Source organism: Pannonibacter sp. Q-1, from assembly GCF_054073275.1.
Genome location: NZ_JBSXNB010000004.1, coordinates 441,528 through 457,275 on the forward strand (window position 1 = coordinate 441,528; position 15,748 = coordinate 457,275).

13 protein-coding genes are annotated in these 15,748 nt (G+C 65.2%); 4 read left to right on the forward strand and 9 right to left on the reverse strand.

From position 1 onward, the window contains the following. Positions 1–188 precede the first annotated feature (188 nt). Both fghA and ACVNHC_RS13495 read right to left on the reverse strand, forming a co-directional pair. A complete protein-coding gene (fghA, locus tag ACVNHC_RS13490) occupies positions 189–1,013 on the reverse strand; it encodes an S-formylglutathione hydrolase (protein WP_457167558.1) in 825 nt (274 codons plus the stop codon). A gap of 10 nt (positions 1,014–1,023) precedes the next feature. Next, entirely contained in the window at positions 1,024–2,151 is a 1,128-nt protein-coding gene (locus ACVNHC_RS13495; protein WP_457167559.1) for an S-(hydroxymethyl)glutathione dehydrogenase/class III alcohol dehydrogenase, read from the reverse strand. 385 nt (positions 2,152–2,536) lie between these two features. Here ACVNHC_RS13495 and ACVNHC_RS13500 point away from each other — a divergent pair, with 385 nt between their 5' ends. Genes ACVNHC_RS13500 through ACVNHC_RS13515 form a run of 4 tightly spaced genes read left to right on the forward strand, consistent with a single transcriptional unit; the run spans position 2,537 to position 7,685 of the window. Beyond that, positions 2,537–3,790 (forward strand): sarcosine oxidase subunit beta family protein, encoded by a 1,254-nt coding sequence (locus tag ACVNHC_RS13500; RefSeq protein ID WP_122521376.1) that lies wholly within the window; start codon positions 2,537–2,539, stop codon positions 3,788–3,790. A 10-nt stretch (positions 3,791–3,800) separates the two neighbouring features. Next, positions 3,801–4,106, forward strand: a complete 306-nt coding sequence (locus ACVNHC_RS13505) for a sarcosine oxidase subunit delta (protein ID WP_457167560.1) — start codon at positions 3,801–3,803, stop codon at positions 4,104–4,106. Then, complete coding sequence (locus tag ACVNHC_RS13510) at positions 4,103–7,123, forward strand: sarcosine oxidase subunit alpha family protein (RefSeq protein WP_457167561.1); 3,021 nt, start codon at positions 4,103–4,105, stop codon at positions 7,121–7,123. The genes ACVNHC_RS13505 and ACVNHC_RS13510 overlap by 4 nt, the downstream gene beginning before the upstream one ends. Continuing rightward, a complete protein-coding gene (locus ACVNHC_RS13515; protein ID WP_457167562.1) occupies positions 7,116–7,685 on the forward strand; it encodes a sarcosine oxidase subunit gamma in 570 nt (189 codons plus the stop codon). Before ACVNHC_RS13510 ends, ACVNHC_RS13515 begins: the two co-directional genes overlap by 8 nt. An 84-nt stretch (positions 7,686–7,769) precedes the next feature. Here the strand turns inward: ACVNHC_RS13515 and ACVNHC_RS13520 are convergent, their stop codons facing one another. The 7 genes from ACVNHC_RS13520 to ACVNHC_RS13550 form a co-directional block, all read right to left on the reverse strand. Next, positions 7,770–9,260, reverse strand: coding sequence for an inorganic phosphate transporter (locus ACVNHC_RS13520; RefSeq protein WP_457167563.1), 1,491 nt, complete (start codon positions 9,258–9,260; stop codon positions 7,770–7,772). Positions 9,261–9,360: 100 nt separating this feature from the next. After that, positions 9,361–9,879, reverse strand: a complete 519-nt coding sequence (locus ACVNHC_RS13525) for an NUDIX hydrolase (RefSeq protein ID WP_019964806.1) — start codon at positions 9,877–9,879, stop codon at positions 9,361–9,363. A gap of 264 nt (positions 9,880–10,143) precedes the next feature. Continuing rightward, positions 10,144–11,049, reverse strand: coding sequence for a nitrilase-related carbon-nitrogen hydrolase (locus tag ACVNHC_RS13530; RefSeq protein WP_457167564.1), 906 nt, complete (start codon positions 11,047–11,049; stop codon positions 10,144–10,146). 95 nt (positions 11,050–11,144) lie between these two features. Continuing rightward, positions 11,145–11,348 carry a hypothetical protein gene (locus ACVNHC_RS13535; protein ID WP_457167565.1) on the reverse strand — a complete coding sequence of 68 codons (204 nt, stop codon included), beginning with the start codon at positions 11,346–11,348 and terminating at the stop codon, positions 11,145–11,147. A gap of 131 nt (positions 11,349–11,479) precedes the next feature. Next, positions 11,480–13,312 (reverse strand): single-stranded-DNA-specific exonuclease RecJ, encoded by a 1,833-nt coding sequence (gene recJ / locus ACVNHC_RS13540; RefSeq protein WP_457167566.1) that lies wholly within the window; start codon positions 13,310–13,312, stop codon positions 11,480–11,482. 15 nt (positions 13,313–13,327) lie between these two features. Further along, entirely contained in the window at positions 13,328–14,323 is a 996-nt protein-coding gene (gene glpX / locus ACVNHC_RS13545) for a class II fructose-bisphosphatase (RefSeq protein WP_019964810.1), read from the reverse strand. Between the two features lie 46 nt (positions 14,324–14,369). Beyond that, positions 14,370–15,701: a homoserine dehydrogenase gene (locus ACVNHC_RS13550; protein WP_026355763.1), complete on the reverse strand. Its 1,332-nt coding sequence runs from the start codon at positions 15,699–15,701 to the stop codon at positions 14,370–14,372. Between the last annotated feature and the right edge of the window lie 47 nt (positions 15,702–15,748).

The window sequence follows — 15,748 nt, forward strand, 5'->3', positions numbered from 1 at the left end:
CAAGCTAGGCGGCGGGAGAAGCCGGAACGACCCGAAACCAGACCGGCAAGCCCTTGTCCAGACAGGAATATTTTTGCATTCCGCTCGCTTTCCGGGTTGCGGCGGATGGGGGAACGGGAGGCACCAACGGCAAAGGGCGGAGCCGTTCCCGGCCCCGCCCCTTGCTCATCGCATAAAGCCCTGCAGCGTTACTTCAGCCGTGCTGCATGCCATTCCACGTGATCGCGGCCGAAGGTGGCGACGAAGTTGTAGGAATGGTCATAGCCCGCCTGCATGCGCACCGTGGAAGGCGTGCGGGTGCGGCCCAGCGCTTCTGCGAGGGCCTCGGGCTTCAGCAGATCCAGAAACTGGTCGGACAGGCCCTGATCGACCAGAAGGTCCGAAGACCAGCCCTTGTCCGCCAGCAGATGCACCGCATCATGGCCGCGCCACAGGCTCTCGTCGGCGCCAAGATATGCCCCCAGCTGCTTGCGGCCCCAGTCCGAGGCGGACGGGTGGGCAATCGGGGCGAAGGCCGAGAGCGAGGCATAGTGGCCGGGGTGGCGCATGGCGAGCGTCAGCGCGCCATGGCCGCCCATGGAATGGCCGGTGATGCCGTGGCTGTCCGTCACGGGGAAGGACGCGGCCACAAGATCGCGCAGCTCGCGCACCACATAGTCCTCCATGCGGAAATGCGGTGCCCACGGGTCCTGCGTGGCGTTGACATAAAAGCCCGCGCCCTGCCCCAGATCATAGGCCTCGTCATTGGCAACACCCTCGCCGCGCGGGCTGGTGTCGGGGAAGACGAGGGCCAGACCGAACTCGGCCGCATGGGCCTGCAGCCCGGCCTTGGTCATGGCGTTCTCGTGGGTGCAGGTCAGGCCCGACAGATACCACAGGCAGGGCACGCGCCCTGCCTTGGCCTGCGGCGGCAGGTAGACGGCGAAGGTCATCGGCACGCCGCAGACATTGCTGTCATGGGTGTAGACGCCCTGCACGCCGCCATTCATGCGGCTTTCGGAAACGGTCTTCATCGCCCGCCCCTCAATAGACCACGACGGAGCGGATGGACTCGCCCGAGTGCATCATGTCGAAGCCCTTGTTGATGTCTTCCAGCGGCAGCAGATGGGTGATCATCGGGTCGATCTCGATCTTGCCGTCCATGTACCAGTCAACGATCTTCGGCACGTCCGTGCGCCCGCGCGCGCCGCCGAAGGCGGTGCCCATCCAGGTGCGGCCCGTGACGAGCTGGAACGGGCGGGTGGAGATTTCCTGCCCGGCACCGGCGACGCCAATGACGACCGACTTGCCCCAGCCGCGGTGCGAGCATTCCAGCGCCTGGCGCATCACCTTGGTGTTGCCCGTGCAGTCGAAGGTGTAATCCGCTCCGCCGATGGTGTCGGCACCGCGCTTCGTCAGGTTGACGATGTAGGGAACGATGTCCTCGCCGATTTCCAGCGGGTTGACGAAATGGGTCATGCCGAAGCGCTCGCCCCATTCTTTCTTGGAGTTGTTGATGTCGACGCCGATGATCATGTCCGCACCGGCAAGGCGCAGGCCCTGAATGACGTTGAGGCCGATGCCGCCGAGGCCGAAGACGACCGCCGTGGCGCCGATCTCCACCTTGGCGGTGTGGATGACAGCGCCGATGCCGGTGGTAACGCCGCAGCCGATGTAGCAGATCTTGTCGAAGGGCGCATCCGGATTGACCTTGGCGAGCGCAATCTCCGGCAGAACCGTGTAGTTGGCGAAGGTGGAGCAGCCCATGTAGTGATGGATCTTGTCATTGCCGATGGAAAAGCGCGAGGTGCCGTCCGGCATCAGGCCTTGGCCCTGCGTGGCGCGGATGGCGGTGCACAGGTTGGTCTTGCGCGACAGGCAGGACGGGCACTCGCGGCACTCGGGCGTGTAGAGCGGAATCACATGGTCGCCCGGCTTCAGGCTGGTGACGCCCTTGCCCACTTCCACCACGACACCGGCGCCCTCATGGCCCAGGATCGCCGGGAAGATGCCTTCCGGGTCGGCGCCCGACAGGGTGAAATCATCGGTGTGGCAGATGCCGGTGGCCTTGACTTCCACCAGAACCTCGAAGGCACGCGGGCCTTCCAGATTGACGGTCATGACTTCCAGCGGCTTGCCGGCCTGAACGGCGACTGCGGCGCGAACTTCCATGGGATCTCCCCTCCTTCAATGGGCAAGTCATCAATGATGATCGCCGTGTTATAAGCAGTGACGTTCATGTCAGCCACCCCCGGTAACAGATCGAGCGGCAGAGCCTGTCACGAAACGCGACACAAATTGTCCAGCCAGTCACACAGAGAGCCCTGTTCCATCAGAATTTTCCGGTCTCTGCGGCCGGTGCGGCGGACATGTCGGATTCTGACCATTGCAGGACTGTCTGAGGTTAGGATGTTGCGCTGCTGCTGGCAAAAGTGAGAGACCTGTTCTGACGGGAGGCCCCCTTGTGTCCAGCCGCCCGCATCAGTCACACTGAGACAACAAGCCCTGCCCGGCGGCGGCGCAGCGGCACACCATGACAAGGAGCCTGCCGGCGGCCATGACGCGCTATTCCCTTCTCGAACTGGCGAAAAACGCCTTCAGCGCGCACAAGAACTGGGGCCACCAGTGGCGCTCCCCGGAGCCCAAGGCCGCCTATGACGTGATCATCATCGGCGCAGGCGGCCACGGGCTGGCCACAGCCTATTATCTGGCCAAGGTGCATGGCATCACCAATGTGGCGGTGCTGGACAAGGGCTGGCTGGGTGGCGGCAACACGGGCCGCAACACCACCATCGTGCGCTCCAACTATCTGTGGGAGGAAAGCGCCGCCCTCTACCAGCATGCGCTGAACCTGTGGGACGGGCTGTCGCAGGACCTCAATTACAACGTCATGTATTCCAAGCGCGGCGTGATGATGCTGGCCCATACGGTGCATGACGTGCAGGTGTTCAAGCGCCACATCCACGCCAACCGGCTGGCCGGGGTCGAGAACGAGTGGATGACGCCGGAAGAGGCGAAGGAGTTCTGCCCGCCGCTGAACATCGAGAAGAACATCCGCTACCCGGTGATGGGCGCGGCCCTGCAACGGGTGGGCGGCACCGCCCGGCATGATGCGGTGGCCTGGGGCTATGCCCGCGGGGCCAGCGCCATGGGCGTCGACATCATCCAGAACTGCGCCGTCACCGGCATCCGCCGTGCGCCCACGGGCGAAATCACGGGCGTTGAGACCTCCCGCGGCTTCATCGGCGCCAAAAAGATCGGCTGCGTTGCGGCTGGCAACACCTCCGTCGTCATGGCCATGGCCGGGTTGAAGCTGCCGCTGGAATCCAATCCGCTGCAGGCGCTGGTGTCCGAGCCGGTAAAGCCCGCCTTCCCTTGCGTGGTCATGTCCAACACCATCCACGCCTATATTTCCCAGTCCGACAAGGGCGAGTTGGTGATCGGTGCGGGCACGGACCAGTTCGTCTCCTATTCGCAGGCGGGCGGGCTGCACATCACCACGCACACGCTCGATGCCATCTGCGAGCTGTTCCCCATGTTCCGGCGCATGCGCATGCTGCGCAACTGGGGCGGCATCGTTGACAACACGCCAGACCGTTCGCCGATCATCGGGCTGACGCCGGTGCCGGGGCTTTATGTCAACTGCGGCTGGGGTACGGGCGGCTTCAAGGCGACGCCGGGCTCGGGCCATGTGTTTGCCCACACCATTGCGACCGGCGCGCCGCACCCCATCAACGCCCCCTTCTCCCTGGACAGGTTCCGCACCGGACGCCTGATCGACGAGGCGGCTGCTGCCGCCGTGGCTCACTGAGGCTTTCTCCATGCTGCTGATTTTCTGCCCCTGTTGCGGCGTCGAACGGCCCGAGACCGAATTCCGCTACGGCGGCGAGGCCCATATCGCCCGCCCGGCTGACCCCTCCGCCCTCAATGACGAGGAATGGGCACAGTTTCTCTACATGCGCTCCAACACGCGTGGGCTCTATGCCGAGCGCTGGCGCCACGCCCATGGCTGCGGGCGCTTCTTCAATGCCGTGCGCGACACGGTGAGCGACAAGTTCGTCTGCACCTACAAGACCGGGGAACCGAAGCCGGATCTTGAAGCCCTTGCCCGGGAGGCCGCGAAATGACCAGCCACAGCACACGCGGCGGCCACTTGCGCACCGGCAACGGCGGACGGGTGGACCGGTCCCGCCCTGTCAGCTTCACTTTCGATGGAAAGGAAATGACCGGCCTTGCGGGCGATACACTGGCTTCGGCCCTCATCGCCAACGGGGTGCATCTGACCGGCCGCTCCTTCAAGTATCACCGCCCGCGCGGCATCGTCACGGCGGGTTCGGAAGAGCCCAATGCGCTGGTGGGCGTCTACCGGCACGGCGACCAGACGCCGAACCTGCGCGCCCCGCAGGTGGAGCTTTACGAAGGCCTTACGGCCGTCAGCCAGAACCGTTTCCCCTCGCTGGAATTTGACGTGGGGGCGGTCAACAATGTGCTGTCGCCGCTGTTCCCCGCGGGCTTCTACTACAAGACCTTCATGTGGCCGAAGGCGTTCTGGGACCGGGTGTATGAGCCGGTGATCCGCGCCGCCGCCGGTCTCGGCAAGCCGCCCAAGCTCGCCGACCCCGACCGCTACGCCAACACCTATGCGCACTGCGATGTGCTGGTGATTGGCGCTGGCCCCGCAGGCCTTGCCGCCGCTCTTGCGGCCAGCGAAAGCGGCGCGCGGGTGATCCTGTGCGACGAGCAGGCGGAAATGGGCGGCTCGCTGCTGGCGGAAGCCGGTGCCACCATCGAAGGCCATGCGGCGGCGGACTGGGCGGCGGCAACGCTGGCCACCCTTGCCGAACGCGGCAACGTCACCCTGCTGCCGCGCACCACGGCTTTCGGCTATTTCGTGCAGAACTTCGTCGCCTTGGCCGAGCGGGTGACGGACCATATCGCCCAACCCGATCCCGCCCTGCCGCACGAGCGGATGTGGCAGGTGCGCGCGAAGGAAGTCGTCATCGCCGCTGGCGCCCATGAGCGTCCGCTCGTCTTCCCGGAAAACGACCGGCCCGGCATCATGCTGGCGGGCGCAGGGCGGACCTATCTCAACCGCTATGGCGCAAAGGTTGGCCGCAACGTGCTGGTCGCTGCCGCCTGTGACAGCGCCTGGACGGCAGCCTTCGATCTCGCTGCCTCCGGCGTGGATATCGCCGCCATCGCCGACCTGCGCCGCACGCCGCCGGAGCATCTGGTCGCGGAAGCTGCAAGGCTCGGCATCCGGGTGGAAACCGGCTGCACCGTCACCGGTACCTCCGGACACCTGCGCGTCAGCAAGGCGCTGCTGGGCCGGTTGCGCGAGGATGGCAGCGTGGCGGCCGCCGGTGACATCAACTGCGACGCCATTCTCATGTCCGGCGGCTGGACGCCTGCGGTCAGCCTCTATTCCCAGTCGCGTGGCAAGGTGGTCTGGAATGACGAGATGCAGGCCTTCCTGCCGGGGGTGAGCGTCCAGAACGAGCGGTCCGCCGGCAGTTGCCGGGGCGTGAATGGCCTTGCCGCTGTCCTCAACGATGGCTATGCCGCCGGTGAGCAGGCGGCGAACAAGGCGGTGGGAACCCCGCTGAAGGTGCGCAGCATCCGCGCCGATGGGGCCGAAGCTGCCACCGGCGGCTTCCTTGGCGCCCTGCCGCATGACCGTGATGCTTCCCGCGTGAAGGCCTTCGTCGATTTCCAGAACGACGTGACCGCCAAGGACGTGGAACTGGCCGTGCGCGAGGGCATGCATTCCATCGAGCACATCAAGCGCTACACCACCACCGGCATGGCGACGGATCAGGGCCGCCTGTCCAACCTCAATGCGCTGGCGATTGCCTCCGGCGCGCTTGGCACGGCCCTGCCGCAAGTGGGCCTCACCACCTTCCGCCTGCCTTACACCCCAACCACCTTCGGCACCTTCGCCGGGTCCTCGCGCGGTGATGCCTTCGATCCCGTCCGCCGCACGCCCTCCCATGATTGGGTGGTGAAGCAGGGCGGCGTCTTTGAGGACGTGGGCCAGTGGAAGCGCACCTGGTATTTCCCCAAGGCGGGCGAGGACATGCATGCCGCCGTCGCCCGCGAGTGCCGTACGGCACGGCAGACGGCCGGCCAGTTCGACGCTTCCACCCTCGGCAAGATCGAAGTGGTGGGCAAGGACGCGGCAGAGTTTCTGGAGCGCTTCTACACCAACCCGTGGAAGGGCCTGAAGCCGGGCCGCTGCCGCTACGCGGTGCTGCTCAACGAAGCCGGCTACATCATCGATGACGGCGTGGTGGGCAGGCTTTCGGAGGACCGGTTCCACGTCACCACCACCACGGGCGGTGCGGCACGCGTCTTTGCCATGATGGAGGACTTCCTCCAGACGGAATGGCCGGACCTCGACGTGTGGATCACCTCCACCACCGAGCAATTCGCCGTCATCGCCGTACAGGGGCCGAAGGCACGCGAGATCATCGCGCCCTTTGTCGAGGGCCTGGATCTTTCGGCAGAAACCTTCCCGCACATGAGCGTTGCCACCTGCCGCTTCGCTGACCTGCCCTGCCGCCTGTTCCGCGTGAGTTTCACGGGCGAACTCGGCTTTGAGGTGAATGTCCCCGCCCGCCATGGCGCCAAGGTGTGGGAGATGATCTGGGCCGAAACCGAAAGGCACGGCGGCTGTGTCTATGGCACCGAAACCATGCACGTGCTGCGCGCGGAAAAGGGCTACATCATCGTCGGTCAGGAAACCGATGGCACCGTGACACCTGCCGATGCGGGCCTCGAGTGGGCCATCGGCAAGAAGAAGTTCGACTTCGTCGGCAAGCGCTCGCTCGCACGGCCGGATCTGGTGGCCACGGGCCGCAAGCAGGTCGTTGGCCTGCAACCGGTCGATCCCAAGCGGATGCTGGAAGAAGGCGCGCAGATCACCGCCGAGGCGAACCCGGCCAAGGGCACGCCTGCATTGGGCCATGTGACCTCGGCGTACTGGAGCGAGGCATTGGGCCGCACCATCGGTCTTGCCATTGTCAAGGATGGCCGCAGCCGTATGGGCGAAGTCCTGCAGGTGCCGATGCCCTCGGGTGCCATTGCCGTGAAGATCGTAGACCCTGTGATGTATGACCCGGAAGGAACCCGTCTCGATGGCTGAGATCTATACCCCTGCCGCAGGCGAAACCCCGGTTCTGCGTTACGAAGGCCTGAGCGTTTCGCGCTGCGCGCCGCTGGCCCGGCTCTCCTTCCGGGGCCGCGCCCCGGCGCAGGAGGCCATCGCCACAGTCCTTGGCACCGCCCTGCCCCAGACACCGCTGACCACAGCCGTATCCGGCAGCAAGGCGGCCCTGTGGCTCGGACCCGATGAATGGCTGCTGCTGGCCCCTGAAGCGGAGCTGGACGCCTTTCAGGCGGCAGCAGACAGCGCCGTCTCCGGCCTCGCCGCCTCGGTCACGGATATCTCGCACCGGCAGGACGCGGTGCTTGTCTCGGGCGCAAAGGCTGTCTGGCTGCTCAACACCGGCGTCTTCCTTGATCTCAGCCTCGCCGCTTGCCCGGTGGGTATGGTCACCCGCACCCTCTGCCACAAGGCGGAAGTGGTGCTGTGGCGGATTGCAGAAGACAGCTTCGTGCTCGAATCCTGGCGCAGCTTCCTGCCTTACGTGCTGGAACACATGGAAGATGCCGCACTGGAGCTGGGGGCAAAGGCGCCAGCCTGACAGGCGCAGTGCGCCCCTGACCGGAAACAGAAAAAGCCCGGAAGCGTAACCGCTTCCGGGCTTTTGTCATGAGGCAGATAGCTTTCAGCCGAGCAGGAAGGACAGCGCCACGAGCACGCCGGCACCAAGCAGCGCAGCAGCCGGAACCGTCACCACCCAGGCTGCCAGGATCGTCATCACATGAGCGCGGCGGACAAGGAAGCGGCGCTTCTGTTCCTCACGGTTCTTGATCGGACGCAGACGCTTGCCTTTGCCTGCGCCATCCGCCCGAACGTTGAGACGCGACCCGACGCGCTGGGTTTCCCACTCACGGAAGAAACCCACGCCGAAGACGCCGCCGACAGCCACATGGGTGGTACTGACGGGCAGCCCCAGAGCGGAGGCAAGGATCACCGTCACGGCGGTCGCCAGCGCCACGCAATAGGCACGGATCGGATTGAGCTTGGTGATCTGCTGGCCGACAAGGTGGATGAGGCGCGGACCGAACAGCACAAGCCCCAGCGAAATGCCGAGGGCGCCGATGACCATCACCCAGAGCGGGATCTCCACCTGATTGACCATGTGACCGGACTTGATCACCCCTGCGATGGCCGCCACCGGGCCCACAGCATTGGCCACATCATTGGCCCCATGGGCAAAGGACATGAGCGCTGCAGCGCAGACAAGCGGCAGGGAAAACAGGCGCCGGACAGACTGGTTGCGGTTCTCCATGCCCCGCGCCTGACGGCGCACATAGGGCCGGGCCAGCAGCCAGGACACGGCGGCGACGCCAAGTCCGGCCAGCATCGCCCCAGACAGCTTGAGCCCGGCGGCAGGAAAGGCCTTCATCACGATATAGGTGCTGAAAACGCCCGTCATCGCGGCGATGAGAATGGGCACCCAGAAGCGGGAAGCCGCAATCTTGTCCGGCTGATAGACTGTGACATTGCGGACGAAGGCAAGAAAGACCGCGGCCAGAATGCCGCCAAGCACCGGTGATGTGACCCAGCTGATGGCAATGCCGCCCAGCGTCGTCCAGTTGACCGCCGCGATGCCTGCAGCTGCCGCACCAGCCCCGGCTACGGCGCCGACAATGGCCTGCGTGGTGGAGACGGGCGCGCCGATCCAGGTGGCCAGATTGACCCAGACACCCGCCGCCACCAGCGCCGAAAGCATGACCAGCATGAAGGCCTGAGGGTTGGCGAGATCCTGCGGATGAATGATACCGCTGGAGATGGTGCTCACCACCTCACGCCCCGCCAGCAGAGCGCCGAGCGTCTCACAGACCGCCGCGATGGCGAGAGCCGACCCCAGCGACAGGGCGCGCGCACCAACCGCCGGTCCCATGTTGTTGGCGACATCATTGGCACCGATGTTCAGCGCCATATAGGCGCCGAGCGCGGCAGCGGCGATCAGCATGGAGCCGGAAACACCACCGCCGACAAATTGCCAGGCAGCCAGCGCACAGACCATTATGAAGACAAAGGAGAGGCCCGGCGCAACGAGACGGCGCGCAGCCGTTCCGGCTGCATCCTCGATATAGCCGATCCGGTCGAGATCCTTGTCGAGGGCAGATTGAGTTTCGGGTTTCTTCAAGGTGCAGCGCCTCGCGGCGTCCCCAGTGACGTCCTACATGCGGACGCTGCAGAGCACCCGCTACAGGTTTTTCATGAATTGGCGCCGTTATTGCAGATTTTCAGGCAGCTGTAACCCGGTCGCGCTCTAGCCGCTTCAGGATATCCACCAGACCCGGCTCGCTGGCCAGCTTGATCGCTTCGGCAACCGGCAGCCAGCGGCATTCCCGCTCGCCCGCCTCGGGATAGTCCTCGGCCTGTGCCTGCGCCTCGATCAGAAAGACGAGCACATCGGTATCGACGCGCAGGCCGCTGTCGAGGCCCTTGGTGGAACGGAAACGGCCATAGGGCTCCTGCGAGACCTTTCCGGTCACGCCCGCCTCTTCAAAGGCTTCGATCATCGCGGTGCGGTGTGATCTGTGGTCCAGCTCCGGCCAGCCCTTCGGCAGGATCCAGCGCTTGGTGCCGCGTGAGGCCACCAGCAGCACCTCCAGCTGGCCGTTGCGCACACGATGGCACAGCGCCGCAATCTGCAGCCGTGCCGGGCGCAGGAAGAGGCCACGCAGAAGGCCCCACAGACGCTGTGTGGTAGACTGGGACGTCACTGCCGGGTCCAGATATGAGGTCGCACTGTCCACCATCGGACGTCCTTTCCCTCAACCGTGTGAAAGAGGAGGCCTGACAGGGACGAAACACCACCCTTAAAGGCTCAAATTAAAACTCTCGCCCTTAAGAAATGTTCATTCGAACCGGCAAGTCAAGGCATGCTCAGACAGAATGACGCCCATAATGCGACATTCCGTAAAGTCAGCTTCAAAAATTCGAAAAATTTGCCGGCTAACTCGAAAACGCGCGCTTCGCAGCATTCCGGAAGCGCAGCTTTCTGCACTTCCGGCGCCATGCCGTCAGGCGTTGAGATCCTCACGCTCCAGGGTGATTCCCTCCGCGCTCCAGCTTCCCGGCCAGACCTCGGCCCCGCCGGCACGCAACTGGCGTACGGCATCAAGCGGCGGATGGACGATCAGGAAGGGCTCTTCTCCGGCAGTGCCGCCCGTGGGCGCGAGCGTCGCCGCAATGCCCGTGAAGCCAAGCTCCGCCTCGCAAGGGGTAAACAGCGTCGCGCCTGAGATATTGGTATCGTTCTGTGTCGTGCCGGTGGAAGCGCCCGTCACGCCGCAGACCGCAACGCAGGTCATCAGTTCCACGGCCCGCGCCTTGGCGCAATCGAACACCCGGTGATAGCCCGAAAGCTGCGATGTCATGGAGGGCACCAGCAGCAGGTCGATCTTTTCCGGCGCCAGCAGGCAGGACAGCGCCGGCATTTCCACATCGAGGCAGATGAGCATGGCCATGCGCACACCCTCCAGCTCGAACACCTTCAGCCGCTTGCCGGGCTTGAGCGTCCAGCTTTCCGGATCCTTTTCGAAGGGCGTCAGCGCCAGCTTGTCGTGGGAATGGGCTTCTCCTTCCGGGGTGTAAAGCCAGGCCCGGTTGGTGAAACCGCCGTCTTCGGCGGGCCAGGGAGTTGACCCTGCCAGAAGCGAAAGGCCGTATTTGCGCGGCAGATCCGCCAGTTGCGGCGCAATTTCCTGTGCAACGCCAGCCATGAAGGCCAGTTCGGATGTTGGCGCAAGTCCGTCCGGCTTGAACGAGAGGCAGGCCTCAATGGCATATTCCGGCAGCATCAGAAGCCGTGCACCGCCCTCCTTTGCCCGCTGCATGCGGGCTTCAATGGCGGCCACATACTCCGCCGGTGAGGCCGGTGCGAAGCCGAGATTGAAGGCGCAAAGGGCAATCGGAAAGTCAGTCATGGCCGGTCCATATGCTGTTGCGGGGCAAACTTACCCCTTCTGCATGACCGATTTAAGAGCGCTGGTAAAGAGACGGAAACGTGATCTGCGGGCGTTCAGCCCGGGATGCCCAGCTTGAACAGGCTGAGCAGGGCCGCGACTGCCAGGCATTCCTGCAGGGGCACGGGGATGAAGGAGGACGGCAGCGGTGCAGGATCGGCATCCACGCCAGCGCGGACCTTGGCAAGGCCAGCGAGCGCCCGATCGGCGGAACGGTCCAGTTCCGCAAACACCGCTCTGAGTTCGTCCTGGCTCTTCATCAGATCCCCGCGCTGTATCCTTCAGCCAGATGACTCTACCGCGTGCCCCTTACGGCATGGTTAATGCCCTGCGAATGGGGCAGAAAAACGCAAAACCTGCCCCCGCGTGCCCTATGCTGCGCGCAGGTCCCTCACAGCCGGTTCACCTGCGGGTCCGCCACATCCAGAATGCGCAGCTGCACCCGCTGCGCGCCCTGCCAGGTGTCGATGGAGAGGCTGCCCGCCACATGCAGCGTCTTGCCCCGTCCAGCCAGCAGCGCTTCGCCAAATGGCTTTTCCGCCGCCTTGAAGGCAATGCCCTTCAGTGTCTGGCCATCGGCACCGGCCAGCGTTGCCCGCACATGGCCGTTGCCGACCACATCCGCATAGGAAATGCGGTGGGACGGAAAGGCAAACACCGGCTCGGGATGGCCCGCACCGAATGGTCCGGCCAGTTCCAGCTTGTTCAGCAGCTCGATCGTTGCCCCGCCGGCCGTCAGCGCCGCATCCACCTTCATCTCGCGGCTGGCGCTGGCGACCTCCACGTCCTCGCGCAGCATCTCGTTGAAGAAGGCGGTCAGCTCCCCTTCCCGCTCGCGCCGCACGGTCAGGCCCGCTGCCATGGCATGGCCGCCGCCTTTTTCCAGCAGCCCCTCTTCCACCGCCTTGCGCACGGCCCGGCCCAGATCCACGCCGGGGATGGACCGGCCGGAGCCGGTGCCCTTGCCGCTGGCGTCATAGGCGATGGCAAAGGCGGGACGGCGGTGGCTTTCCTTGAGGCGCGAGGCAATCAGCCCGACAATACCCGGATGCCAGCCGTCCGATCCGGTCAGCAGCACCGCAGGATCTTCAGCCTGGATGCGGATGACGGCCTGTGCATCGCCTTCTTCCAGCATCACCGCTTCCATCGCCTGCCGCTCGGCATTCAGCCGGTCCAGCTGTTCTGCAATGGCGCGGGCCTGCGCGCTGTCACGGGTGGTCAGAAGGCGTGCTCCAAGGGCGGCATCGCCGATGCGCCCGCCCGCGTTGATGCGCGGCCCAAGCAGGAAGCCCAGATGATAGGAGGACGGCTTGCCGCCCACCCGCGCCACATCCGCCAGCGCCGCAAGGCCGGGGTTGGAGCGGGCATGCATGGAAATGAGGCCCTTGGTGACGTAGGCGCGGTTCAGGCCCTTGAGCGGCACCACATCGCAGACCGTGCCAAGGGCAACGAGATCGAGCAGCGCCAGAAGGTCCGGCTCCCGGCGTCCGGCAAAGGCGCCGCGCCGGCGCAGTTCGCGGTTGAGGCCGACGAGAAACAGGAACGTGACGCCAACGGCTGCCAGATGCCCCTGCCCCGACAGGTCGTCCTGCCGGTTCGGATTGACCAGCGCCCGCACCTGCGGCAGTTCCACGCCGCACTGGTGATGGTCGATCACCACCACATCCAGCCCCAGTCGCGCCGCCGTCTCGAATGCCTCGAAGGAGGTGCTGCCGCAATCGACGGTCACCAGCAGCCGCGCCCCATCATGGTGCAGCGCCTCGATGGCCGGGCCGTTGGGGCCGTAGCCTTCGATGATGCGGTCGGGAATATGGATCACCGCTTCCTGCCCCACCTCGGCCAGATAGCGGGAGAGCAGCGCGGAGGACGTGGCGCCGTCCACATCATAATCGCCGAAGATGGCAATGCGGGTGCCGGACTGGACGGCATCGGCCACCCGCGCCACCGCCTCATCCATGTGAACAAGGCTGGAAGGGTCCGGCATCAGCCCCTTCAGCGTCGGATCGAGAAAGGCTTCCGCCTCCTCCAGCGCCACATCGCGGGCCGCCATGACGCGGGCGATCACATCGGCAAGGCCGAAGCGCTGCGCCATGGCAAGGGCGGTGAGCGACTGCGCCTGTGTCAGCCGCTCACGCCAGATCTGTCCGTTTGCAGAACGTGTCACGCCCAGCACGGTGCGCCCGGTCTCCGAAGCGGCACCTGCAATAGGTCCGGCACCTGTCACGCCCTGCCCTCCAGCTCAGTCCAGATGGAACTTTTCGACCTGGGTATGCTGGGCCTTGATGTAACGCACGGTGCCCGTCGAAGAGCGCATGACCACGGTGTGGGTGGTGATGCGTTCGCGGCCGAAGCGCACGCCCTGCAGGAAGTTGCCATCGGTCACGCCGGTGGCCGCAAACAGAACGTCGCCGCAAGCCATCTCCTCAAGCTGATACTTGCGCTTGATGTCGGAAATGCCCATGCGGTGGGCGCGTTCCACCTGCTCGTCGCGGGTGATGACGAGACGGCCCTGCATCTGGCCGCCGATGCAGCGCAGGGCTGCAGCCGCCAGCACGCCTTCCGGCGCGCCGCCGATGCCGGCGTAGATGTCGATGCCGGTCTCTTCCGGGTCGGTGGTGTGGATGACACCAGCCACGTCACCATCGCCAATCAGGCGGATCGCAGCGCCGGTGGCGCGGATGTCCTCGATCAGGCGGGCATGACGCGGACGGTCAAGCACGCAGGCGGTGATTTCGGAGATCTTCACGCCCTTGGCCTTGGCCACATTGGCAAGGTTTTCGGCAATCGGGGCATCAAGGTCGATGATGCCGGCCGGATAGCCGGGCCCGATGGCCAGCTTCTCCATGTAGCTGTCCGGCGCGTTCAGCAGGCCGCCTGCCGGGGCCAGCGCGATGACGGCCAGCGAGTTCGGCAGGTTCTTGGCGCAGATGGTGGTGCCTTCCAGCGGGTCGAGGGCGATATCCACCTTCGGGCCCTGCTTGGTGCCGACTTCCTCGCCGATGTAGAGCATCGGTGCTTCGTCACGCTCGCCCTCGCCGATCACCACCGTGCCGTCGATCGGCAGGTTGTTCAGCTCCCGGCGCATGGCGTCCACGGCGGCCTGGTCGGCAGCCATTTCATCGCCGTGGCCACGCAGGCGGGCAGCTGCAACGGCTGCACGCTCGGTCACGCGGGCCAGTTCCAGCGTCAGAATGCGGTCAAGCGAGCTTGAGGCTGCGGTTTCTTTCTTCGGCATTGCAATCCCCTGAACACATGAATGGGACCATCCTCACGGGATGGGCTTAAGACAGTTTCTCGATGCGGATCATCTGCGGCCGGTCAGCCACCACGCCCTTGGCCTCGATGGACTCCAGCGCCTGACGGACAGCCGTCTCGGAGGTCTCATACGTGATCAATATGACAGGCTGAGCTTCATGCACCTCGGTTTCGGCACCATTAAGGCCACTGCCCGGCGCACGGCGGCGGCGCTGGACGATGGATTCCAACGAGATATCCGCATCCGCCATGCAGCGCGCGATCGTCGCAAAGGCACCCGGACGGTCAAACACGGACAGGCGGATGTAATAGCCGCCCTCATGCATGCGCATGCCCGCGCGCTTGTAGTCGGTGAGCACGTTGCTCGGCGCACCCAGCGCCGGGGCAATGTCACCGCGGGCGATGTCGGCAATATCCGAGGCAACGGAGGATGCCGTGGCATTGCCGCCCGCACCGGGACCGACCAGCACGACGCCGCCGACAAAGTCGCCATCCACCGCGACGGCATTCAGCACGCCGTCGATGCGGGCAATGGCCGAGGTCTTCGGCACCATGGTCGGGTGCACGCGCTGCTCGATGCCGCTTTCGGTCACCTGAGCGACGCCCAGAAGCTTGATCCGGTAACCGAGCTCGTCGGCCGCCTTGATGTCGGCGGTGGTGATGGAGCTGATGCCTTCCAGATAAATGTCGTCGGCGCTGATCTTGCAGCCGAAGGCAAGGCTCGTCAGCAGCGCCAGCTTGTGCGCCGTGTCGTTGCCTTCGATGTCGAAGGTGGGATCCGCTTCCGCATAGCCAAGGCGCTGCGCATCGGCGAGGCACTCGGCAAAGGACAGGCCCTCGCGCTCCATCCGGGTCAGGATGTAATTGCAGGTGCCGTTGAGAATGCCATAGACGCGGGTGACGGAATTGCCCGCCATCGCCTCGCGCAGGGTCTTGACGATGGGAATGCCGCCCGCAACCGCCGCTTCGTAGTTGAGCGAGACACCGGCCTTTTCGGCGATCCCGGCCAGTTCCACGCCATGGGCGGCCAGCAGCGCCTTGTTGGCGGTGATCACGTGCTTGCCGGAGGTGAGCGCGGCACGGACGCAGGCTTCGGCCGCACCGGAGGCGCCGCCGATCAGTTCCACCACAACATCCACATCGGCCGAGCGCGCCATTTCGGCCGCATCGTCGAACCAGGTGACACCAGTGAGATCAAGGCCGCGGTCACGGGTCTTGTCCCTTGCGGTCACCGCAGTCAGGACAACGGGACGCCCGCACTTGCGGGCCAATGCATCCCCATTCTTGGACAGGAGACGGATGAGCGAAGCTCCGACCGTTCCCAATCCCGCGACACCAAGTCTCAAAGCTGAAGCCATTGACGATATGTTCCGGTTGATGAGGGCCAGCGCCCGCCGCGGGGCGC